This is a genomic window from Morganella sp. HSTU-ASny43 (assembly GCF_022819185.1).
Lineage (GTDB): Bacteria > Pseudomonadota > Gammaproteobacteria > Enterobacterales > Enterobacteriaceae > Morganella > Morganella morganii.
In genome coordinates this window covers 24,737-47,190 of record NZ_WSPG01000022.1, presented here as the reverse complement: position 1 = coordinate 47,190, position 22,454 = coordinate 24,737, and the positions used below count along the sequence as shown (strand labels likewise).

20 protein-coding genes are annotated in these 22,454 nt (G+C 54.4%); 10 read left to right on the top strand and 10 right to left on the bottom strand.

Going from position 1 to position 22,454, the window contains the following annotated elements:
* Nucleotides 1-9 precede the first annotated feature (9 nt).
* Nucleotides 10-1,281 (top strand): histidine--tRNA ligase, encoded by a 1,272-nt coding sequence (gene hisS, locus GN208_RS12660; protein WP_004241239.1) that lies wholly within the window; start codon nucleotides 10-12, stop codon nucleotides 1,279-1,281.
* A 54-nt stretch (nucleotides 1,282-1,335) separates the two neighbouring features.
* Here the strand turns inward: hisS and GN208_RS12655 are convergent, their stop codons facing one another.
* On the bottom strand, nucleotides 1,336-2,073 hold the full coding sequence (locus tag GN208_RS12655) for a GntR family transcriptional regulator (RefSeq protein WP_004241238.1): 738 nt from the start codon (nucleotides 2,071-2,073) through the stop codon (nucleotides 1,336-1,338).
* A 249-nt stretch (nucleotides 2,074-2,322) separates the two neighbouring features.
* On the opposite strand from GN208_RS12655, the gene GN208_RS12650 reads away from it, so the two are divergent.
* The 3 genes from GN208_RS12650 to GN208_RS12640 are packed head-to-tail and all read left to right on the top strand — an operon-like array spanning nucleotide 2,323 to nucleotide 5,705.
* Nucleotides 2,323-3,342: an ADP-ribosylglycohydrolase family protein gene (locus GN208_RS12650; RefSeq protein WP_112548151.1), complete on the top strand. Its 1,020-nt coding sequence runs from the start codon at nucleotides 2,323-2,325 to the stop codon at nucleotides 3,340-3,342.
* Nucleotides 3,339-4,739 carry a cytosine permease gene (locus GN208_RS12645; RefSeq protein WP_004234853.1) on the top strand — a complete coding sequence of 467 codons (1,401 nt, stop codon included), beginning with the start codon at nucleotides 3,339-3,341 and terminating at the stop codon, nucleotides 4,737-4,739. The genes GN208_RS12650 and GN208_RS12645 overlap by 4 nt, the downstream gene beginning before the upstream one ends.
* 9 nt (nucleotides 4,740-4,748) lie before the next feature.
* Nucleotides 4,749-5,705, top strand: a complete 957-nt coding sequence (locus GN208_RS12640; protein WP_004234852.1) for a PfkB family carbohydrate kinase — start codon at nucleotides 4,749-4,751, stop codon at nucleotides 5,703-5,705.
* Nucleotides 5,706-5,767: 62 nt separating this feature from the next.
* Here GN208_RS12640 and GN208_RS12635 read toward each other — a convergent pair whose 3' ends face one another.
* The 4 genes from GN208_RS12635 to gntR form a co-directional block, all read right to left on the bottom strand.
* A complete protein-coding gene (locus tag GN208_RS12635; RefSeq protein WP_004234851.1) occupies nucleotides 5,768-6,829 on the bottom strand; it encodes a methyl-accepting chemotaxis protein in 1,062 nt (353 codons plus the stop codon).
* Between the two features lie 169 nt (nucleotides 6,830-6,998).
* Complete coding sequence (gene gntU / locus GN208_RS12630; protein WP_004234850.1) at nucleotides 6,999-8,336, bottom strand: gluconate transporter; 1,338 nt, start codon at nucleotides 8,334-8,336, stop codon at nucleotides 6,999-7,001.
* Nucleotides 8,333-8,875, bottom strand: a complete 543-nt coding sequence (gntK, locus tag GN208_RS12625) for a gluconokinase (protein ID WP_004241234.1) — start codon at nucleotides 8,873-8,875, stop codon at nucleotides 8,333-8,335. The genes gntU and gntK overlap by 4 nt, the downstream gene beginning before the upstream one ends.
* A gap of 170 nt (nucleotides 8,876-9,045) precedes the next feature.
* On the bottom strand, nucleotides 9,046-10,041 hold the full coding sequence (gene gntR / locus GN208_RS12620) for a gluconate operon transcriptional repressor GntR (protein ID WP_004234848.1): 996 nt from the start codon (nucleotides 10,039-10,041) through the stop codon (nucleotides 9,046-9,048).
* A gap of 199 nt (nucleotides 10,042-10,240) precedes the next feature.
* Between gntR and GN208_RS12615 the strand changes: the two genes are divergently transcribed.
* From GN208_RS12615 to GN208_RS12590, 6 genes are all read left to right on the top strand, one after another.
* The gene (locus tag GN208_RS12615; protein WP_004234847.1) at nucleotides 10,241-11,272 is read left to right on the top strand and encodes an ABC transporter substrate-binding protein; all 1,032 of its coding nucleotides are present in this window, start codon (nucleotides 10,241-10,243) and stop codon (nucleotides 11,270-11,272) included.
* Nucleotides 11,269-12,282 carry an iron ABC transporter permease gene (locus tag GN208_RS12610; RefSeq protein ID WP_004234845.1) on the top strand — a complete coding sequence of 338 codons (1,014 nt, stop codon included), beginning with the start codon at nucleotides 11,269-11,271 and terminating at the stop codon, nucleotides 12,280-12,282. Before GN208_RS12615 ends, GN208_RS12610 begins: the two co-directional genes overlap by 4 nt.
* A complete protein-coding gene (locus GN208_RS12605; RefSeq protein WP_004234844.1) occupies nucleotides 12,279-13,052 on the top strand; it encodes an ABC transporter ATP-binding protein in 774 nt (257 codons plus the stop codon). The genes GN208_RS12610 and GN208_RS12605 overlap by 4 nt, the downstream gene beginning before the upstream one ends.
* Nucleotides 13,049-13,888, top strand: a complete 840-nt coding sequence (locus tag GN208_RS12600) for a class I SAM-dependent methyltransferase (protein WP_004234842.1) — start codon at nucleotides 13,049-13,051, stop codon at nucleotides 13,886-13,888. The genes GN208_RS12605 and GN208_RS12600 overlap by 4 nt, the downstream gene beginning before the upstream one ends.
* Entirely contained in the window at nucleotides 13,885-14,730 is an 846-nt protein-coding gene (gene modD, locus GN208_RS12595) for a ModD protein (protein ID WP_015422271.1), read from the top strand. Before GN208_RS12600 ends, modD begins: the two co-directional genes overlap by 4 nt.
* Before the next feature lie 128 nt (nucleotides 14,731-14,858).
* On the top strand, nucleotides 14,859-16,787 hold the full coding sequence (locus tag GN208_RS12590) for a TonB-dependent receptor (protein WP_004234838.1): 1,929 nt from the start codon (nucleotides 14,859-14,861) through the stop codon (nucleotides 16,785-16,787).
* A gap of 54 nt (nucleotides 16,788-16,841) precedes the next feature.
* Here GN208_RS12590 and GN208_RS12585 read toward each other — a convergent pair whose 3' ends face one another.
* The 5 genes from GN208_RS12585 to GN208_RS12565 form a co-directional block, all read right to left on the bottom strand.
* The gene (locus tag GN208_RS12585) at nucleotides 16,842-18,113 is read right to left on the bottom strand and encodes an MFS transporter (protein WP_004234837.1); all 1,272 of its coding nucleotides are present in this window, start codon (nucleotides 18,111-18,113) and stop codon (nucleotides 16,842-16,844) included.
* A gap of 30 nt (nucleotides 18,114-18,143) precedes the next feature.
* Nucleotides 18,144-19,301, bottom strand: a complete 1,158-nt coding sequence (locus GN208_RS12580; protein WP_015422273.1) for an aminotransferase class I/II-fold pyridoxal phosphate-dependent enzyme — start codon at nucleotides 19,299-19,301, stop codon at nucleotides 18,144-18,146.
* 296 nt (nucleotides 19,302-19,597) lie between these two features.
* Nucleotides 19,598-20,455: a MerR family transcriptional regulator gene (locus GN208_RS12575; protein WP_243828418.1), complete on the bottom strand. Its 858-nt coding sequence runs from the start codon at nucleotides 20,453-20,455 to the stop codon at nucleotides 19,598-19,600.
* 82 nt (nucleotides 20,456-20,537) lie between these two features.
* Nucleotides 20,538-21,578: a mechanosensitive ion channel family protein gene (locus GN208_RS12570; RefSeq protein WP_015422274.1), complete on the bottom strand. Its 1,041-nt coding sequence runs from the start codon at nucleotides 21,576-21,578 to the stop codon at nucleotides 20,538-20,540.
* 89 nt (nucleotides 21,579-21,667) lie between these two features.
* Nucleotides 21,668-22,264, bottom strand: coding sequence for a LemA family protein (locus tag GN208_RS12565; RefSeq protein ID WP_004234832.1), 597 nt, complete (start codon nucleotides 22,262-22,264; stop codon nucleotides 21,668-21,670).
* Between the last annotated feature and the right edge of the window lie 190 nt (nucleotides 22,265-22,454).

Below are 22,454 nucleotides of genomic sequence, written 5' to 3'. Positions count from 1 at the left end.
GGACTAAAAATGGAAAAGATTCAGTCAATCAGAGGGATGAGAAGTGTGCTTCCGGAAGAAACACCGGTCTGGCAGTGGCTGGAAAACCGGATCCGGAATATCACTTCCCGCTACGGCTATCAGGAGGTCAGGCTGCCGATTCTGGAACCGGTTGCCCTGTTTGAGCGCGCGGTCGGTGAATCCACCGATATCGTCTCAAAAGAGATGTATAACTTCCTCGATAAAAGCGGCGAGCACATCACCCTGCGCCCGGAAGGTACCAGTGGTTGCGTCCGGACCGTGATTGAGAACAACATGTGCTACAACACCACGCAGCGCCTGTGGTATCAGGGCCCGATGTTCCGTTATGAGCGTCCGCAGAAAGGCCGTCTGCGTCAGTTCACTCAGTTCGGGGTGGAAACCTTCGGCATGCCGGGGGCGGATGTGGATGCAGAGCTTATCTTTATGGTGAAAGATATCTTTAAGGCGCTCGGCGTGGATAAACACGTCCGCCTTGAGATTAACTCCCTCGGGACACCGGAAGAGCGCTCAGAGCACCGTCAGCAGCTGGTGAATTACTTTATGCAGCACAAAGCGCTGCTGGATGAGGACAGCCTGCGCCGTCTGGAAACCAACCCGCTGCGTATCCTGGACAGCAAAAACCCGGATATGCAGGAGATGATTGAAGCAGCACCGCGCCTGCTGGACTTCCTCGGTGAGGAATCACAGCAGCACTTTGATGATCTGCGCCGTCTGCTGGACAGTGAAAATATTGCTTATGTGGTCAACCCGCGTCTGGTCCGCGGACTGGATTACTACACCCGTACCGTATTTGAGTGGATCACGGAAGAGCTGGGTTCACAGGGGACAGTCTGCGGCGGTGGCCGTTACGATGGTCTGGTTGAATTGTTCAGCGGCAAACAGTTACCGGCTTCCGGGTTTGCTATCGGGATCGAACGGCTGTTACTGCTGATCCAGACTCTCGGCCTGGATAAAGATATTGTGAATCAGCCGGATATTGTGGTGACTTATGAAGATCCGGCACAGAATGTGGAAGCGCTGTTACTGGCTAACACACTGCGCCATCAGTTGCCGCAATATAAAATCCTCAATGATTTCACCAGTGCCAAACTGAAGCGTCAGCACAGCAATGCGCTGAAATCCGGCTGCCGTTACATCGTGACGCTCAACCGTGACGGCCAGGTCGGCCTGTGGGATCTGGCGGCGAACACCAATGAAACCCTCACCGCAGACACCCTCGCCAATGCGTTTCTGAATAAAACCATCACTGCGATGGCCTGATAAACAGCAACGTAATATAAACAAAAGCACTGTTTTTACAGTGCTTTTTTGCTTTCAGGCTTTTACCGTAAAGTGGAAATGATAAAAATCACTGCGGCAGATAGCCGTACCGTACTCCAGCACCCTGCCCAGCTTGTCGCGGCTTCTGAGGATAATTTTCATCAGTGAGGCTGTCGGCGGAATAGAAAGCAGTTTTGCCTCCTCCGCGGTCGGGTGACAGATAGAGAGAGCATATTCCTGCACATCCGGCTCAATTCCCTGCGCCAGCCAGTGCGCATACAGAGAACCGTCCAGCAGATCAGGACGCGGCAGAAACGCCTCCGGGATAAACATGGTTTCCAGCGAGACCGGAATATCATCCACCAGCCGGACACGTTTGATCACCGCCATCGTATCACCTGCGGATAATTCCAGTTCCGGGGCCAGTGAGTCCGGCACAGAGTCCAGCTGACGAATAAGCCAGCGGTTGGACACCTTGCCGCTGCCGGCGGCCTGCGCGGAAAAACCGCCGCCGGACAGGTTGTACTGCACCGGCAGATTAATCTGCGTGCCTTTGCCGTGATGTTTCACCACCAGGCCCTGTTTCAGCAGTAAGTCCAGTGCCTTCACCACCGTAACGCGGGATACCCCCAGCGACTGCGACAAACGGCGTTCAGACGGCAGAACACAACCGTGCGTCAGCTGCTTTTGTGTGATGGCTTCTTCAATCCCTTGTTTTAGCTGAAGATATAACGGAACAGTTGATTGCTGATCAAGCCTGTGCTGTAAAAAAGTGAGAAAATCATGTTCCACAAATAGGTTCCTGTCATGCTGCGGATAACGGCTGAAAACAGTGTAGCAACTTTTGTGTCCGCTATCACATACTGATTAAAATCAATCCAACTGGACTACAACTGGACTTATTTGTCGTCTATTATATACTCTATAAAGACAAAGGCTCCACAGCAGTTTTATACCAATAATATGATTTGTTGTTCTTAATTCATTCAACACCAGTTCAGATAATAATAAATGACACAATCAGCAGCAGTCCCGTTAAATGTGACAGAAAAACGTATTCTCGGTTGTCTTTACGGGCAGGCAACCGGGGACGCCATGGGCATGCCGTCGGAACTCTGGCCGAAGAGCCGGGTCCGTCAGCACTTCGGCTGGATTGATACTTTCCTGCCGGGGCCTGAGGAGAATATTGCCGCCAACGAGTTTGTTGCCGGGGAATTTACCGATGACACCAGTCAGTGTGTTGCCCTGATGGATGCCATTATTGAGGAGCACGGTGCTGTCGTCCCGCAGACGATCGCCCGTCACATAATGGCGTGGGCCACCCGGATAAACGCGTTTGAAAAAAATATTCTGGGGCCGACATCAAAAGCTGCGCTGAATGCCATACACCAGGGAATACCTTTAGATAAAATAGAGGCAAATGGTGTGACCAACGGTTCCGCGATGCGTGTCGCGCCCGTCGGTTGCCTGATGCCATCATATAATACAGATCGTTTTATTGAGCAGGTCAGGCTCTCCTGTCTGCCGACCCACAAATCCGATATCGCCATTGCCGGTGCTGTTGTGATTGCGCGGGCCGTTAGTCTGGCTGTTGAGGGCACTGACTGGTCTGCGATAAAACAGGCTGTCATACCGCTGGCTGACACTGTTCAGCGCCGGTTTGAGTCCACCTTCAGCCCATTGCTGGGACGGAGGATTATGTACGCCCTCAATGTGGTCCGCGGGCGCACGGACGAAGAGCAGGCACTGACCGATCTCTATGAGATAGTCGGCGCCGGTATGGATAATATTGAGTCTATCCCGTGTGCAATTGCACTCGCGGATTTAGCCAACACCAATCCCGTACGCTGTGCGGTACTGGCTGCAAATCTCGGCGGCGACACGGACACCATCGGTGCCATGGCGACGGCCATCTGCGGCGCAATTCACGGCATTGACAGTTTTGATGCTGACAGTATCGCATTGATAAATCATACAAATAATATCGATTTTACGCCGTATGCCCGCCGTCTGGCACAGTTCAGACAGGAGTATGCCGCGACGAACAGGATGATGTCATGAGTCAGCAATCTGTACCTTCAGCGTTGAACAAAACCGATCCGACCATCGAAGAACTGGGGATCGGCCTGATCCCGCCTTCCCGGCAGACCAAAAAACCCGCCGAACTGTTCTTTGTCTGGTGTGCCGCTAATATCGGCATTCTCGGCGTGGTCTACGGCGCGATTATTGTGTCGTTCGGGCTGTCCTTCTTTCAGTCGGTTTTAGCGGCAGTGGTTGGTGTCGCCTCCTTTATTTTAGTGGGGATCACCAGTATCGCCGGTAAAATCGGCCGGACCACCACCCTCACCCTTTCCCGCGCCAGCTTCGGCAAAAGCGGTAATATCGCGCCGACGGCTTTCTGCTGGTTTAACCTGATGGGCTGGGAAGCGGTGAATATCATCACCGGCACCCTGACCCTGGCGGCGCTGTTCACCGCCATCGGGCTGGGCAGCGGACACCTGATGACCGCTATCGCGCTGATACTGTTCGGCGGACTGACGGTGCTGGTCAGTATTCTCGGGCAGAACACCGTTTTGCTGATGCAGAAATGGATCACGCGTATTTTCGGGGCGATGACCCTGTTTGTCGTCCTCTGGCTGCTTGCGACCGCAGACTGGCAGGCGCTGATCAGCCGTCCTTCCGGTAACTGGATCACCGGTTTCCTGCCTGCGGTGTCCATTATCGCCGCCGGAACCGGGATCAGCTGGGCGATTGCCGGGGCAGATTACAGCCGTGACCAGAGCCCGTCCTCATCCCACAGCCGTATTTTCGGCTCAGTGGTCGGCGGGGCCGCACTGCCGCTGTTACTTCTGATCCTGACCGGTATTCTGCTGACCGCGCAACTGCCTGATCTGGCAGCGGAAGAGAACCCGATTGCCGCAATCGGCGGTCTGCTGCCGTCCTGGATGGCGGTGCCGTATCTGGCCGCTGCGGTGGCAGGGATTGTCACTATCGCCGTCCTCAGCCTCTATTCCGCCAGTCTCAACCTGCTGAGCATGGGCATCAAACTCAAACAGCGCACCGCCGTTGCTCTTGATGGCGTGATTGTGCTGGCGATCGCGATTTATGTTCTGTTTGTTTCCGGTGATTTCCTCGGGCCGTTTATTTCATTCCTGGTGTTCTGCGGATTGTTCCTCGCATCCTGGGCGGCGATTTTTATCACCGATTACTACTGCAAACACAAAACCGCCGGTTACGACGAAGTTTCGCTCTACGGCGACACCGGGGTTATCTGGCCGACCTTCCTGTGCTGGCTCGGCGGCTCGGTTGCCGGGCTGCTGGTCACCAACACCGGCTTTATTAACGGACCGTTTGCCACCGGTGTGTTTGAGAATTCCAGTCTGGGGCTGTTTGTCTCCTTCCTGGTGAGCATGGCGGCGTACCGCCTGACACTGATGATAAAACCGGTACGGAGTTAAACGGAACTGATGGATGTAACATTACTGACACCACAGCGCCCGGTCGTGGTTATCGGCGCGGCTTTCGGCGATGTGATGCTGGAAGTGAATGCACTGCCGCACAGCGGGGATGATATCAGCGCCCTGCCGCTCGGGCAGCAGATCGGCGGCTGCGCCTTTAATGTCGCCCGCGCGCTGAGCCGTCTCGGTATTACACCGGTCAATGGCATTCCCGCCGGAAACGGCAGTTGGGGAAAACAGGTCACCGCCGCGATGGAAAAGGAAAATCTGCCGGTTCTGCTGCGCCATCCGACGCACGATAACGGCTGGTGTCTGGCGCTGGTGGAGGAAAGCAAAGAACGCACATTCATCACCATCGAAGGCTGTGAGCAGCACTGGAGTGACGCGCTGCTCGCACAAATTCCGGTACCGGACAATGCCCTGATTTATGTCTCCGGTTACGAACTGGTCAGTCCGGAAAGCGCGCCGCTGCGCAACTGGCTGCTGGCACAGAGTGCGGATAAAACCCTGTTTGCGGATTTCGGTCCGCGTCTGCGGGACATTGATCCGGACTTTATTGAAAAGCTGCTGGCGAAAAAGCCGCTGCTGACCGTCAACCGTGATGAGCTGGCACAGCTCAATCCGCAGGGCGGAAAACAGTCTGAGATACAGACAGACGATGCACAGGCGTTTGCCGACAGCTACGGCCTGCCGCTGATCGCCCGCTTTGATAAAGAAGGCGCTGTGGTGTGCCAGCCGGGACAACAGCCGGTCAGAATCCCGGCGTACAAAGTGCCGGTAGCCGATACCATTGCCGCCGGAGACAGCCACTGTGCCGGTGTTCTCGCCGGACTGGCCTGCGGACAACCGCTCACGGATGCCGTACGGACCGGTAATGCGGTGGCGGCCATTGTGGTCAGCCGCCCGGGCTCTGACGGCGCACCCACCCGCTCTGAACTGAGTGAGTTTTTACATCACCACCTCTGAAACACCGCCCGTTTACCCGACAGCGATGTTCACTCAGCCCCCGGATTCCGGGGGTTTTTCTTTCAGTAACTGATCGATATCAGCAGATCATCGATGTTTTCAATCACTTCGCGGCTGGCATCTTCCATTGCCGACAAATGCAGTTCTTCATCATGAAGTGAGCCCTTCGCCCGGGCTTCCAGCGCCAGGCGCCCGGAAAGATGTACCAGCCGGTGCGGCCTTTCCAGTTTCCGGTAGGCATCATGGCCGGTAAACCGCTGTCCTTCGTCCGCGTAATACCATTTGCCGAGACGGCACTGTGTGTGGTCATTAACCGATAAATCAGCGTTTCCGTCCAGCAGGCGGCGGTAGATATCCCCTTTCCAGATAACATGATCCAGTTTGACGGTATTGAGAAATTGCTGCACCGCCACAAACCGGATGATCGCCTCCATCCGCGAAGAAATGGTGATCATACTCTGTAAGCGTTCGTCCGTCTGAACCGCAATATTACGGATACAGCTCACCAGCTTCTGGTTATCTTCCGCATCCGTATAAATCGAGTTGGCATGTGACTTTATTTTGCCGGTAAAAGCGGTGATATTGATGGCTTCGTTCTGAATTTCGCCGGATAATTGTTTTATTTCCCGGGCGATGACCGAAAACCCGGCCCCCCGGCTGCCGACATGGGAAGCTTCAATCGCTGAGTTAACCGCCAGCAGGTTCGTCTGGTTGGCCAGGCGTTCGATATTATTAATGTTCTGATTAATCTGCCCCAGCACTGAGATCAGCTTTTGTGTGTAATCAAGCCCTTTATCCGCGTGCTCACTGATATCATCCAGCACACTGCACAACTCCTGCATGTAGCGGCGTGTTTCACTGTTATGCAGCGCGATTTCATCCAGAGTGCCCTGCTCCCCGGCAAGCCGGGTGCCGGAATCCAGCAGAGAATTGCGGATAATTTCTATCACCGCCATACCCTCCAGCAAATGCCGGCACAAAATTTCACCGTGAACGCACTGCTGTTCATCACTGTCTGCCATCACCGCTCGCGTTGCCGGTTCCGGAAAAACCGCCGGCACTTCCCCGGGGATTGCGGACTGTTTCTTTTGCAGAAAAAACCATTTTTTCATTATATTCAGCATGTTAATTCCGGTTAAGACAGATAACACAACTCAGGGAAATAGCGCAGATTGCCGCCGGGGACACATTAACTATCGGCGGAGAAAACGGAGGCTTTATGCAGACGGCGGGGAGTGATAAAAACGGCAGCGGATTTTAATAACCCGCTGCCGGAGAGTGAAAACAGAAGTGTTACAGGAAGGCGAAGAACAGCATACCGACAAGCGCCCCGGTGGTTCCCAGGATGGTTTCCATCAGTGTCCAGGTCTTCAGGGTCTGTGCTTCGGTGGCACCGGTAAATTTACCGAACAGCCAGAAACCGGAGTCGTTCACGTGGCTCAGCACAATAGAGCCGCCCGCGATACAAACAGACAGAGCCGCCAGCTGTGCGCCGGAATAGCCCAGTTCACCGATAACCGGCAGTACCAGACCGACGGTGGTCAGACAGGCAACGGTTGCAGAGCCCTGGATCACACGGACGGCGGCAGAGAGGACAAAACAGGCAGCAGCAATCGGCAGCCCCGCACCAATCAGTGATTCACCCAGTGCCGGACCTACGCCGGAATCCACCAGCACCTGTTTGAACACACCGCCGGCACCGGTCACCAGCAGGATAATCCCGGCTGGCTGAATAGCAGCAGAACAGATTTCCATGACTTTATTGCGGCTCATGCCACGGCGGATTGCCAGGCCGTAAATCGCCACCAGACAGGCAATCAGGATCGCCAGGAACGGGTGTCCGATAAACACCAGCCAGGCGTGCAGTTTTGAATCCGGATCCACCATCGGCGCAGCAATGGTTTTCAGACCGACCAGTACCAGCGGGAACAGTACCAGCGCCAGGCTCAGGCCAAACGATGGCATCTTGTGTTGTCCGAGAGCCGGTTCAGTCAGATCTTCCGGCAGCTCCAGGGTGACAAATTTACTGATAAAGTTACCAAACAGCGGTCCTGCCAGGATCATACCCGGAATCGCCGCACACAGGCCGATCAGGATCATCCAGCCGAAGTCTGCATTCATCTGGTCTGCCAGCAGCATCGGGGTCGGTCCCGGCAGCAGGAAGCAGGCAGCCGCCGCCACACCGGCAAACAGCGGGATAGCCAGGCGCACCACGTTACCGCCGGTACGACGGGCAACAGCGAAGACCACACCGATCAGCAGGACAATCGCCACATCAAAGAACAGCGGCAGAGCGCAGATAAGCCCGGCGATCCCCAGCGCGTAATGCGCCCGTTTTTCACCGAAGGAATTCAGTAGTTTGACAGCTATCTGGTCGAGTGCGCCGGTTTCATGCAGGATTTTGCCGAACATCGCCCCGAGCGCGACCACTATCGCCAGGAAACCGAGCGTGCCGCCCATGCCGTTCTGCATGGTCTGTGTGATCTGCTCCAGCGGCATGCCGGAAAACAGCCCCGCGCCGATAGCCACAATCATCAGTGCCACGAACGCATGCAGCCGCGCCACCATCACCAGGAACAGCAGCAGTAATACCGACCCGGCGGCGGTTAACACCAGGGTTAATGTTGTCATGACTGACCTCCGGAAACCTGTCTGATAATCTGAACCGCGCCCGCAATCACATCCTCAAGCGGCGGCTGAATGTCCAGCACCTGTACATCCTGCTCTGCGGCAGTGTCCGGTGCTTCTAAGGTATCGAACTGTGTGATCAGCATTTCCGGTTTGAAGAAATGCCCTTTGCGGGCTTTCAGGCGGCTTTCGATCAGCTCAAAATCCCCTTTCAGCCAGATAAATGACAGGTTTTTGTTCTGGCGGCGCAGGATATCGCGGTAGCTTTTTTTCAGCGCCGAACAGACAATCACCGAAAGCTCATTGGTCCGCTGCATAGCAAAAATCGCGTCGTTGATGGCTTTCAGCCACGGTTCGCGATCGGCATCATTCAGCGGGTGCCCGGCCGCCATTTTTTCGATATTGGCACGCGGATGCAGGTAATCCCCGTCCAGAAAGGCCGCATTCAGCCCGGTCGCAACCCCGTTAGCCACAGCGGATTTTCCGCAGCCGGAAACCCCCATCAAAACAAAGGCGTGATGTGGTTTTTGGCTATCACTCATAACAATTCCTCTTATGCGGTCATTATCACCGGATATGTTACCGGTAACTATTACCGGTAACATTACCAACGGATATGGTTACAATGCAATCAAACACTGTTTTCGGATGAACAAATTGTGACAGTTATCTCAAATGAAATTCCTGTCACTTCAGGAAGGGCCGGGAGCCGTTAAATACTCTCTCCCGGTAATAATTCGAAGCCGACATCCACTATCTGCTGAGGCGGCAGTTCGCCGCGCAGACGCGCCAGCAGCACTTCAGCCGCACGGCGGCCCATCAGGTCACGAGGTGTGAGGACACTCGCCAGTTTCGGGGTCATCACACGGCCGACATCATGGCCGTGGAACCCGGCAACCGCCAGATCCTGCGGAATACGGATCCCGAGGCGCTGACACTCAAAAACAGCCCCGATAGCAAGGTCATCGTTGGTACAGAACAGCCCGTCAGCATCCGGATAATCGGCTCTGACCTGGTGCAGTTGTCTCGCCCCCAGCGAATACGAAGAGCTTTCCTGCGTCATCACATTACCCGGTTCAAGCCCGGCATCCCGCATGGCCTGTACATAACCCTGAAGGCGCATGAATGTCCGTTCGTCATGACGCGCGCCGAGATAAATCACACGGCGGCAGCCGCGTGCAATCATGGCCTGCGTCATTTCATACGCGGCGCGCATGTTATCCAGCCCGACGGCGGAATCATAGCAAGGGGAGACGCTGTCCATCAGCTCAACCACCGGGATCCCGGCGGTGGCCAGCATTTTCAGGGTGCGCGGGGTGTGGGTGCGTTCGGCCAGGATCAGGCCGTCAATATTGTAAGACAACAGGGAGACCAGGCGATCTTCTTCTTTCTCCGCCTGATAGCCGTAGTGCGCCAGCATCGTCTGATAACCGGCGGCATCCGTCACGGTTTCGATACCGCGGATCACTTCCGCAAACACCTGGTTGGTCAGCGAAGGCAGCAGCACGCCGATAGCCCGGCTGGTGGCATTGGATAGAATATCCGGCACCCGGTTCGGGATATACCCCAGTTCATCGAGGGTACGGGCAATCGTGCCGCGCAGTTTTTCGGAAACCTGTTCAGGGTTACGCAAAAAGCGGCTGATAGTCATTTTGGTTACACCAACGCGGTCAGCCACGTCCTGTAACGAAGGGCGTTTTTTCTTCATAGTGCTTATCTTAATACAGACTGGTCTGTGTGTCGTTATATCCGCCGAAAGAGGCCGTAGTTATACCGTATTCCGCCCGGAATTTTACCTTGTTTTGACTTACTTCCCTATTTACCGCTGATTTTATTGACTCACCTCATGCTCTGCGCTAACGTCCGCTGTATAACAATACATATAACGATAATGACGACTGATCACGATGACACTTAACCGCCTCTGCTCCGGATTTCTTTTCTGCTGCGCACTGCTGTTCACTTTCCCGGCATTGTCAGCCGCTGCCGCACCGGAAACCGCCTCTCAGGTTTTTATTTATGGTCAGCTTCCGCCGCCGGAAGCCATTCACCGTGTGGTCAGCAGCGGCCCGCCGACTGATCAGCTGCTGTTTGCGGTCGCCCCGGAAAAACTGCCGGGCTTTGCTTCTCTGTCGGTAAAAAATAACCCGTATTTTGCTCCCCGCTGGCGCGCGCTGCCGGTCACCGGACGCCTCTCCGGACGCGGCAGTACCCTTTCCCCTGAAACCCTGCTGGCGCAGGCACCGGATGTGATTGTTGACAGCGGACTGACCGATGACACTTACCGCTCTCAGGCCGCCCGTTTCAGCCGCCAGACCGGTATTCCGTATATTCTGTTATCCGGCAATCTGACACAAACCCCGGATCTGCTGCGTCAGGCCGGTGCATTGCTGGGGGAAGCAGAACGCACGGAACAACAGGCACAGCTGGCGGAGAAATGGCTGCTGGATGCTGCTGCTTTTGCTGATCGTCAGACACACAAACGCCGTTTTTATCTGGCTCGCGGCGCGAAAGGCCTGCAAACCGGTCTGCGTGGTTCGATTCACAGCGAAGCCCCGGAATTACTGGGGTTTGAGAATGTCGCGGATGTCCCGGATATGCAGGGACTGGCGGAAGTCTCTTTCGAACAGTTACTGCAGTGGAACCCGGATTTTATTATCGCCCAGGATGCCGTGACGTATGATGCCATTATGCAGGGTGAGGTCTGGCAGAGCCTGGATGCAGTGAAGAATAAGCAGGTATTTTACTATGCCGGGCTGCCGTTCGGCTGGCTCGACAGCCCGCCGGGGCTGAACCGGCTTTTAGGACTGCGCCGCCTTCAGGCACAGTTTGAGCCGGAGAGTACCGATCTGAAAGCAGACACCGGTTTGTTTTTCAGTTTGTTCTATCACTCTCCGCTATCGGAGGCACAGATTAACAGTCTGTTATCCGCCCGATGACCACCTCCGCCAAAACCCTGTTACTGCTTGTGCTGCTGGTGCTGGTCACCGGCATTGCTCTGAATGTTGGTAAGTTCTCACTGACTCCACAGCAGCTGTGGGATGTGATCCAGGCAAAAATCACCGGCAACAGCGGCGCGGATGATCCGGCACTGAGCCGCGATATGACGGTCTTCTGGCAAATCCGTCTGCCGCGCATTGCCGCCGCACTGATTATCGGCGGCGGACTGGCGATAGCCGGGGCGGCGTATCAGGGCATGTTCCGTAACCCGCTGGTTTCACCGGATATTCTGGGTGTTTCCGCAGGTGCCGGGGTTGGTGCGATCCTCGGAATTTTTGCAGGTCAGTCAATGCTCACTATCCAGCTGTTCGCCTTCACCGGCGGGCTGTGTGTGGTTGCCCTGGTCTATTCTGTCGCCCGGCTGGCGCGTCAGCATGATCCGGTACTGGCGCTGGTGCTGGTCGGGATCGCTGTCAGCGCCCTGTGCGGCTCGGCCATTTCCCTGATGAAAATTCTGGCCGATCCCTATACCCAACTGCCCGCCATGACCTTCTGGCTGCTCGGCGGCCTGTCCGCGATTTCACCGGATGATATTAAAACCACCGCCCCGCTGATTTTCGCCGGGATGGTGCCGCTTCTGTTGCTGCGCTGGCGTATGAATCTGCTCAGCCTGAGTGATGAAGAAGCCCGCGCACTCGGGTTGAATGTCACCGTGACGCGGCTGATTTTTATTGCCTCCGCCACCCTGATCACCGCAAGTGCGGTCTCTGTCGCGGGAATTATCGGCTGGCTCGGGCTGATTATCCCGCATATCACCCGCTTGTTAGTGGGTGCTAACTTCAGCCACCAGTTGCCGGTGTCACTGCTGATCGGCGCCATCATGCTGCTGCTGACAGACACACTGGCACGCACCATTGCCCCGATTGAACTGCCGCTCGGCATTCTGACATCTGCGGTCGGCGCACCTTTCTTTATTTTTCTGCTGTTGCAGACCCGGAGGAACGGATGAGCGATGTCCTGACCACCCGCGGCCTGGCGGTCGGCTACGGAGAGAAGTTAATACTCACTGACATAAATCTGCAATTACATCAGGGAGAAATTATCTGTCTGCTCGGTGCCAACGGCTGCGGCAAAACCACGCTGATGAAAACCCTGCTCGGCCTGTTACCACCAAAGGCCGGGGAGATCCGCATTGATAACACACCGCTGCGTGACTGGAGTGCCGCCGCACTCGCCCGCCGCGTTGCCTATGTGCCGCAGGCGCACAATATGCCGTTTTCTTTCCGGGTGGCGGATATGGTCGCACTCGGACGCAGTGCCCATCTCTCCCTGTTTGCCGCCCCGGGACGCGCTGAACGGCAGATGGCAGAGCAGGAACTGGATCATATGGGGATCGCCCATCTGGCACAGCGCTCCTATTCCTGCCTGAGCGGCGGGGAAAAACAGCTGGTACTGATTGCCCGCGCCCTTGTACAACAGCCGGGGCTGCTGATTATGGATGAACCGGCGGCCAGCCTCGATTTCGGCAATCAGATAAAATTACTGAATAAAATCGAACAGTTACGTGAGAGAGGGATCACCGTGCTGATGTCCACCCACCACCCGCAGCATGCGGCCGCCGTGGCAGACAGCATTGTGATGCTCAGCAAAGACAGCCCCGCCTGCCAGGATAAACCTGCCGCGCTGCTCACACCGGAAACCCTGGCGGCACTCTATCATGTGACACCAGAACATATTGCTGCCCACTTCGCGCAGCCAGCTTATAAGGGATGCTCATGACTATTGATGATATCGATTTCGCACAACTCTACCGCGCCCATCTCGCACAGGCCGAACGTACCCGCAAAGATCCGGAACACTGGGACAAACGTGCGGAGAAAATGGCACAAAACTGTGCGAATCCCGCCGATCCGTACCTGATCCGCTTTAAAGAGATTGTCGATACCACCGGCGCGAAAACCCTGCTGGATGTCGGCTGCGGGCCGGGCTCTGTCGCGTTGCAGCTGGCAGACAGCTTTGAGCAGGTCACCGGTATTGATTACAGCGAAGGGATGCTGAAAGTCGCGCGTCAGCGGGCTGAGACTCAGGGCTGCTCACACGTCACCTTCCGTCACTGCGCCTGGGAAGATGACTGGTCAGCCCTGCCGCCGTGCGATATCGCTGTGGCTTCCCGCTCCACCCTGGTGATGGATTTACAGGCCGCGCTGCTGAAACTGAACCGTCACGCGCGGCTGCGGGTTTACACCACCCACACTGTCAGCCCGACATTTGTCGATATCCGCGTGATCCGCGCCATCGGCCGCACACCGGTCACACTGCCGACTTATATTTACGCGGTGAATATTCTCAACCAGCTCGGCATTCATCCGGATGTGGAATTTATCCGCAGTCCGAACTGCCAGAGCCGCGACAATATGACCTTTGAGCAGTTTGCCGAAGGTGTGATCTGGTCGCTGGGACAGCTTGATGACCATGAAATGACACTGCTGCGCCGCTATTACGACCAGCAGGCGGCTGACGGCCTGCCGGTGGTGCCGGCCACCCGCGACTGGGCCATGGTTTCCTGGAGTGTGGTACCGGAATCCGCCCTGCTGCTGCCGGGAGGTCAGAAGTGATCTACTACAGTGATGCCTTTCTGGACAGCCTCCTGCTGGAGGACATCCATTACGGTGATCTCACCACCCGCGCACTCGGCATCGGCGCACAGAGCGGGGAAATGCACTTTTCCCGCAAGCAGGCCGGTTATGTCAGCGGGCTGACATTGGGTCAGAAGTTACTGGAAAAACTCGGATTACAGACACAATTACACGCTAATGACGGCGATCATACGGAAGTAGGCGCTCTGCTGCTGACCGCAACCGGTCGTGCGGAAGCACTGCATCAGGGCTGGAAGATTGTCCAGAATGTGATTGAGTGGAGCAGCGGCGTGACACAGATGACCCGCTGCATGGTGGATACCCTTCGTCAGTATCAGCCGGACGCACAGCTGGCCTGCACCCGTAAAAATATCCCCGGTACCAAGCTGCTGGCAACCGCTGCTGTACTGGCCGGGAAAGGCATTATTCACCGTCAGGGCTGCGCGGAAACTATTCTGCTGTTTGCCAATCACCGCCGTTTCCTGGCAGAGCCGGAAAACTGGTGTGCAGCGATTGCAACATTGCGCCGTGAAGCCCCGGAAAAGACCATTATTGCCGAAGCGGACAATCCGGATGAAGCTTATCAGGCGCTGAAAGGCCGCCCTGATGTGCTGCAACTGGATAAATTCAGTCCTGATGATATCCGCCGTCTCGTCAAAGACGCGGCGGTGCTGGCACCGGACTGCACACTGTCTGCTGCAGGCGGGCTGAATGCAGAGACCATCGGACAGTATGCGGATACCGGCGTGAAGCTGTTTGTCACGTCCGCGCCGTATTATGCGTCCCCGGCGGATATTAAAGTCCGGTTATATCCGCGCTGACGGAAAACCGCACAACCTTATAGTGAGTTAAGGGATAAACCGGTCAGGTCACTGAACCGGCCGTTTTATCCTTTTGTTTTGCAAGTCGTTATATAAATAAATACATATCGGTAACAGGAAAAATAACAATGAAACGAACTCTACTCTGCTCAGCTATTCTGCTGGCAACCGCGCCTGCGGTACAGGCAGAAAGCGCAGATATTCTGACCGTCTGGGGCAGCCCGGTGGCCTCCAATCCGGATGTCATCACACAGCCGCAGATGCAGTCGCTGAACAAAACCAATGCGGCGACAGCCATCAGCACCATGCCGGGTGTGGTTCTCGAAAAATCCGGCAATCGTAATGAGCTGACCGTTAAAGTCCGTGGTTTTGACAGCCGCCAGGTGCCGGTGTTCTTCGACGGGATCCCGACTTATGTCCCGTATGACGGCAACCTTGACCTCGGCCGCTTTATGGCCAGCGAACTGGAAAGTATTGAGGTGAGCAAAGGTTATACCTCGCTGTTACAGGGCCCGAACCTGATGGGCGGTGCAATCAACCTCACCACCGCCACCCCGAAAAAACCGTTTGAGGCCAACGTATCATTCAGCCAGGGCTTCGCACGCGGCGCGGATAATGCCTATAACACCAGCGCCCGTGTCGGCGCACGCAGCGACCCCGGGTTTATCCAAGTCAGCGGCAGCCAGTACAAACAGCGTTTCCTCGGCCTGCCGGGCTCCGATGATGACAATGCCCTGGCTGGCAGCAACGGCCGCCGTGCGCACTCCTCATCCGATGATAAACGCGGCATGGTGAAAGTGGGCTGGACCCCGCGTGAAACCGATCAGTATGTCTTTACCTATCTGAAGCAGGATGGCAGCAAAGACAGTTCGCCGTCTGCGGTGCCGGGCAAAGGCAAATACAGCTGGTGGGAATGGCCGGATTACAACAAAGAGAGCTACTATTTCAACAGCACCACTCAGCTGACAGACGGCGTAAACCTCCAGGGCCGCCTGTTCCATGACAAGTTTGAAAATACCCTGCTGATGTATAAAAAAGACGGCAAAGGGTACGATTACAGCTATTACGATGATTTCAGCAACGGTGCCTCTCTCCAGTTAGGGATCGACATGCGTGAACGTGATCTGCTGTCATTCTCCGCGCACTGGAAAGATGACGTTCACCGCGCACAGAAACAGCGTAACGGGGATATTCTGCGTTACAAAGATCGCACTTATTCTGTCGCCACCGAATACCAGTGGGCGGCCACGTCTGATCTCGATTTTATCGGTGCCATCGGCTATGACTGGCGCGAAAGCCGTCAGGCGGATAAAGGTGCGGATGATAATGATCAGCACGCGTTTAACTGGGAAGTGATGTCAAAATACACGTTCGCCAACCAGGACAACGTGCGGTTCTCCGTGTCTGACCGCAGCCGCTTCCCGACACAGAAAGAGCGCTATACCACTGAAAAACCAAAAGACGGTTCGCTGGGTATCATTAACCCGAACCTGAAAGCCGAACGCGCACTGACCTTCGATTTAACCTATGAAGGGAATATCACCGATAAATGGGGCTACCAGGCCAGCATCTATCACAACCGAGTGGATGATGCGATCCTCGCGCACACAGTGATTAAAAACGGTGACCGCTACTTCCAGAACCAGAACAGTGGCCGTGTGGATTACACCGGGCTGGATCTGGGCGTGAAAGGCGAAGTCAGTGACTGGCTGAAAACCGGGATCAACTACAGCTACATCCACAGTGATCCGAAAGATGTTGATCATGCTGAAGGGCTGCCGAAGCATAAAATGTATGCCTGGGTGAAAGTCACACCGATAGAGCCGCTGTCGATCACCCTGTCCGAAGAGTTCCGTGCCTGGAGCTATCAGTATAACGACAATAATGACAAAGTGGCCGGTTATGCTCTTACCGGCCTGCGCGTGGATTATGACTTCGGTTACGGCATTTCCGCCAATGCCTCCGTTAATAACCTGTTTGATAAATCCTACGAGTACACCAACGGCTATATGGAAGAAGGCCGTAACTTCTGGCTGGGCGTGGAATACCGCTATTAATCAGCAGGACGCTTTTTGTGCAAAGCCCCCCGTTTCGGGGGGCTTTCTGTATTTTCAGACTGACGGGGAGAGTGTCATTCCGCCGCCCGCCGCTTCCCGGCGGTTGATCTGACGCAGCAGGAAGGTTGCCACCACACCCAGCAGCGCACAGGCGACCGAAAGCATAAAGATATAGCTGTAGCCGGTTTCGCCGTATTTATCCAGCCAGTAGCCGGCAACGGAATAATAGAACGCGTCCGGGGAAAAGCCGATAAAGGAGGCAAAACCCACCACCGCGCCGGTGGTTTTCATCGGGATTTTCGATTCTGCAACAGAGGCAAAATAGATACCGCGGAAGGCAAACAGTAACGCACTCAGTACCACCATATTCACCACCGCAAACCACATAAAGGCGTTACCTTTCGGGATCACGAGGAACAGAGCACAGTTCACGGCCATGATGATAAAGCCGACAAACATCACACTGATAGATGATCCGACTTTATCCGTCACGATCCCCGCCACCGGAGAGGCCACCATTTTGATCACATAGGTGCGGATAATTGACAGCGCCGTCACCAGGGTAATTGGTACCACATATACCTGTGACAGATACGGGCTGAGATACGTCAGGCTGGAGAACACCACATAAGTGGAGAAAATAATCAGCCCGATCAGCCACGCCTTCGGCATGCTCACCACACTCATCAGCGAACGGAATGTGGTTTTTTCTTCCGGTTCGCCGCTGTCAGTGGTACTGCTGCGGTGCGCGATCAGGAAGAACAGCAGCACGCCGCAGATCACAGAAGCGCCGGAGTAAAGCCAGACGACGTAACGGAAGCCGATTGCCGCCTCGGCAAATTTGCCGAAGAAATAGAGACCGGTGAACGAGATCAGTGTGCCGGATACGCCGGAGAGTCCTTCGTAAAACCCGAAGATCCGCCCCTGCTCTTTCTCCGTACCCTGCATCCGCACCACTTTGATCGATGCGGCGAAGAATGTCAGGATCGTCGTGACACCCCACAGAATGTGGATCAGCAGGATCGTGTTATACGACGGGAAGGTCGCAAACCAGAATCCCAGTGACCCGGAGGCGATCAGCGAGAAGGTGATCAGGTTGCGCAGTGAAAAACGATCCGCAAACCAGCCGCCGAAAAAGTAGGAAAACATACCGATCAGGCCATACAGACTGAGCAGGTTACCGATCTCAATGTGTGTCAGCCCCAGCGCCTGCTGCATCGGATCATAGAACGAAGACTTCAGGTAAGGCAGGCTGTACATTGCGGTGGTACCGAATGCCAGCAGAAACAGAATCAGCATCCGTCTGACGCGGGATTGATTTGCCATGTGATTTGCCATAATTATTATCTCTTTTTATCAGCCGTGAACTGCATCCAGGGCCTGGCGGAAATCCGCAATAATGTCTTTTGCTGATTCAAGTCCGACAGCAATACGGATCAGGTTTTCGCCGTTCATCTGGACCAGGGTGTGCTCTTCACCCAGACTGGTGGCAATGGTGGTCAGTTTCAGGGAGTTCACAAATTTGCGGCTCACCTGGTCGCGGGTCAGGCCGTGAATGTCCTCTTTCAGACGGAAAGAGACAATACCGCCGCCGAGGCCGTTCATCTGTGACTGACACAGTTCATAATGCGGATGGTTTTTCAGTGCCGGGTAGCGGACTTCTTCGATTTCGCTCTGAGATGTCAGGAATTCCGCCAGTGCCAGGCCGTTTTCGCAGTGTTTTTTCATGCGCATATCGAGGGTTTTCATCCCGCGCATAATCATCCAGGCATTGTTTGGTGCCAGTGCCGCGCCGGTAAAGCAGCATAATCCCGGCCATTTGATCAGTTCGATCAGCTCGCGGGAGCCGATAACCGCACCGCCCAGGGTATCACCGTGACCGTTCATAAACTTGGTCAGGCTGTGAACCACCAGATCCGCACCCAGCTCCAGCGGGCGTTGCAGGATCGGCGTACAGAAGGTGCTGTCAACAATCAGCAGGCTTTTGTTATGATGGGCAATGTCTGCCACCGCGCGGATATCCACCAGCTCCAGAGACGGATTAAGCGGGCTTTCCACATACACGAGTTTTGTCGCCGGTTTCATGGCAGCGCGGATATTGTCACTGACCGTGGCATCAGTGAAGGTGATTTCCACGCCGAATTTCGCCAGCAGTTCTGTCATCAGCAATCGGGTGTGGGAGAAGATCCCGTCCGCGCTGACAATATGATCGCCGGTTTTCACCAGTGACAGCAGGGTTGAGGCAATCGCCCCCATGCCGGATGCGCTGACAATCGCACTGTCCGCCCCTTCCAGCATCGCCAGTTTGCTCTCCAGTTCAGTCAGGTTCGGGTTGCACTCGCGGCTGTAGACATAGCCCCATGTCCGGCACAATTCTTCAAAATGCTCCACAGAATGCGCCGCAAATGTGGCGGTCTGGTAGATAGGACTGGCCAGCGCGCCGGTGGCCGGATCCGGTGAATGACCCTGGTGGATCAGTTTGGTTTCCAAATCATAATCAGTATTTTTTTGCACAACAGACTCCTCATGAGATCAGCACTCTGATCCGCATGTCATCATTTATTATCATTAGTGAGTTCGGGTTGCTGATTCAGGATCAGCGGGGGTAATAGTGTGGCGGTAACGACCTTTTTAACCATTGCTGTAATGTGGATAACTATAGACTCTCCAGCTACTATAGAGTCAATTCAGAGATAGTAGATGCACATCACAAAACGGGTAATTATACGGTGAATAGAAGCAAAACAAGCTGAACAATGTCAGCCTGTTTCTGTATTGAAAGCATTAATACCTATAGCAGAGGGAGAGTTTTACACCAGGCAGCGGGTATCAATTTCACGCCGTTTCACTTTGATCTGAATTTCTGTCAGCAACTGGCGCTCATCATTGGTGGAAAGCGGGTCAATCACCGGGATTTCATACATCATGTCATCCACCGGAATGCGTTTGTATTCCGCATAATCCGTCAGCGCTTTAAATGCTGCCGTATTTTCGCTGTAAGACCCCTGATACATCAGGCAGATAAATTCACCGTCGGGAATTTCTGTAATTTTGTCCTGCACCTGCGGATTAAACAGGTCGCGCTCGACAATCACAAAACTGTTCAGATAATGCACCTGCTGTGTGGCCAGAAATTCTTCGCGGGAGACCAGACCACTGACGCCGCCGTAGAAAATAGAAATGTTTTCCTCGAGGATATTGGCAATGTGCCGCCGTGAGAACTCCATGGTCTCCTCAAAGCTCAGACCGGGCTCATAATTCATCGATAAAATATGACGGCGCGGAATATAACGGCGGGTGATTTTGCCGATACTGTCGGTATCAATCCCTTTTTCCAGTGTCTCTTTTTTGGTGGAGAGGACTTTTTTAATCAGCTCCAGCTCGCGGATTTTCTCATCCACCACGGAAATTTTCCGGGTCAGCAGGCTGAGAATTTGTGTGTCGCTGTCTTCCAGGCGGTGTTTGATCTCTTTCAGCGGCATACCCAGGTATTTCAGATACTTAATAATATCCAGCTGAGAAAACTGATCGATAGTGTAATAGCGGTAGTTACTTTCCTGATCGACATACACCGGGCGGAACAGCCCCAGCTGCTCATAGTAACGCAGTGTCTGAATGCTGATTTTATGGAGCTTTGCCATCTCACCGATGGAAAAATATTTCGCCATATTGTGCCGCCTCTGATGAACGTCTCAGGAATTAACCGGCGGCACAATAACGGAAACAAGGGGGATGGTGCAAGGTGTCAGATCACACTCCCGGCGGTTCGCGGGAGACACTGTTGCGTTCCATATAGAGTGTCCGGCTCGGGAAAGCAAAGTCCGCACCGTTGCGGTGCACAATCTCAATAATCTTCAGATACACCGCCTGCTGTGCTGCCAGCCACTCTGCCCAGACCGTGGTTTTGGTAAAGCAGTACACCATAATATTGAGGGCGGAATCACCGAATTCATCAAAATAGACCAGCAATGTCTGGTGCTGATCAATGCTGCTCTCCGCTTTCAGCATAGCGCGTATTTCACTGACAATCTGCGAAATTTTCTCCGCATCTTCATAGCGCAGCCCGATGGTGGTTTTGATCCGCCGGTTGGTCATGCGCCCCGGGTTTTCCACACTGATGGAGGAGAACAGCGAGTTCGGAATATAGAGCGGGCGGTGATCAAAGGTAATGATTTTGGTGATACGCCAGCCGATTTCCACCACCGTCCCTTCTATCTGCCGGTCAGGCGAACTGACCCAGTCACCAATTTTAAACGGGCGGTCAAAATAGAGCATGATGCCGGAGAAGAGGTTGCTGAGAATATCTTTCCCCGCCATACCGATGGCAATACCACCGATACCGCCGAAGGTCAGCAGGCCGGACAGGCTCATGCCGAAGTGCTCGCCGTAGAACAGGAACACCACAATCACAATCAGGATTTTCAGTACACGGGAGACAATATGTGCCGAAGTGATATCGCTGCCGCGTTTGATTTGTGCGGCAGCCAGGCGGTTTATCATCAGGAACAGTTTGCGGATCAGCATCAGCACAATCAGTGTGGTGCAGATCATCCCGACCGTATCTGCGGTGATAAAACGCCACTGAAAGTGGTCAATCCCCTGTTCGGCGAAATCCCCGAGGATAATGACCCCCAGCGCCCACATGATAAACTGGGAAACATGTACTAATGTGGCATGCTCGCCCTTTTCCCGTTTACGGTTATAAATCATCAGCCCGCCGGAACCGAGCAGACACAGCACCAGCACAATCAGGCTGAGCACATTATTGGAGAGAAACTCTTCGGTAATCACGATAACTCCTTAGTATTATCCTCTCCTTCTAACGGATTTTGCCCAGAAACTCAATTTATCCTGCCATCTGTTAAGGATGTTCAGCCAGCTTATTTTTGAAATTGCACATCCGGAACGGTGGTGACTTCCGCTTCATTTTCAACGCTGAAGTTCGGTTTGCCGGTGTATCCCATGTAGTTCGCAATAATCACGGCCGGGAATTTCCGGATAGTGGTGTTGTATTCACGGACACTTTCGATATAGCGGCCGCGCGCAACGGCGATCCGGTTTTCACTGCCTTCCAGCTGTACCATTAAGTCGCTGTAGAGTGCGTTACTTTTCAGATCCGGATAGCGTTCTGATACTGCCAGCAGGCGGGAGAGCGAGGAGCCGAGTTCAGTCTGCGCCTGCTGGAATTTGGCGAGCAGTGCCGGGTCGCTCAGGTCACTGACATTGATATTCATCTGCCCGACTTTTGCCCGTGCATTCACAACATCCTGTAAGACCTGACGTTCAAAGTCCGAGGAAGCCTGCACGGTTTTCACCAGATTCGGGATCAGGTCCGCGCGGCGTTTGTATTGGTTGAGCATTTCAGAGGCGGAGGCGGTCACCGCTTCGTCCTGTGTCTGGATGCTGTTGTAATTGGAGACCAGCAGTACGCCGACCAGCACCACCACACCCAGTAATCCGATAATCAGTTGTTTCATCGTATTTTCCTTATCTCAGTGGCGACTATTATTCAGGCAATCCGCCGTGGATTCAAGATAAAGCTAACTGATTGCTTTCCATGTGTTATTGGTGATTACGGTGTTACGCTGATAACCGGTAAAAGCAGAAAGCCGCTGTAAACACATCCGTGTTATACGCTAAATCATTTCGTTCAGAGTAAGGCGGCAA

Bases quoted from the DNA above. Each gene is read 5' to 3' on its own strand.
- GN208_RS12610 (WP_004234845.1), top strand. From the start codon at position 11,269: ATGACCACCTCCGCCAAAACCCTGTTACTGCTTGTGCTGCTGGTGCTG.
- hisS (WP_004241239.1), top strand. From the start codon at position 10: ATGGAAAAGATTCAGTCAATCAGAGGGATGAGAAGTGTGCTTCCGGAA.
- GN208_RS12635 (WP_004234851.1), bottom strand. From the start codon at position 6,829: ATGCTGAATATAATGAAAAAATGGTTTTTTCTGCAAAAGAAACAGTCC.
- gntU (WP_004234850.1), bottom strand. From the start codon at position 8,336: ATGACAACATTAACCCTGGTGTTAACCGCCGCCGGGTCGGTATTACTG.
- GN208_RS12565 (WP_004234832.1), bottom strand. From the start codon at position 22,264: ATGAAACAACTGATTATCGGATTACTGGGTGTGGTGGTGCTGGTCGGC.
- GN208_RS12615 (WP_004234847.1), top strand. From the start codon at position 10,241: ATGACACTTAACCGCCTCTGCTCCGGATTTCTTTTCTGCTGCGCACTG.
- gntR (WP_004234848.1), bottom strand. From the start codon at position 10,041: ATGAAGAAAAAACGCCCTTCGTTACAGGACGTGGCTGACCGCGTTGGT.
- GN208_RS12590 (WP_004234838.1), top strand. From the start codon at position 14,859: ATGAAACGAACTCTACTCTGCTCAGCTATTCTGCTGGCAACCGCGCCT.
- GN208_RS12645 (WP_004234853.1), top strand. From the start codon at position 3,339: ATGAGTCAGCAATCTGTACCTTCAGCGTTGAACAAAACCGATCCGACC.
- gntK (WP_004241234.1), bottom strand. From the start codon at position 8,875: ATGAGTGATAGCCAAAAACCACATCACGCCTTTGTTTTGATGGGGGTT.
- GN208_RS12585 (WP_004234837.1), bottom strand. From the start codon at position 18,113: ATGGCAAATCAATCCCGCGTCAGACGGATGCTGATTCTGTTTCTGCTG.
- GN208_RS12575 (WP_243828418.1), bottom strand. From the start codon at position 20,455: ATGGCGAAATATTTTTCCATCGGTGAGATGGCAAAGCTCCATAAAATC.
- GN208_RS12640 (WP_004234852.1), top strand. From the start codon at position 4,749: ATGGATGTAACATTACTGACACCACAGCGCCCGGTCGTGGTTATCGGC.
- GN208_RS12600 (WP_004234842.1), top strand. From the start codon at position 13,049: ATGACTATTGATGATATCGATTTCGCACAACTCTACCGCGCCCATCTC.
- GN208_RS12605 (WP_004234844.1), top strand. From the start codon at position 12,279: ATGAGCGATGTCCTGACCACCCGCGGCCTGGCGGTCGGCTACGGAGAG.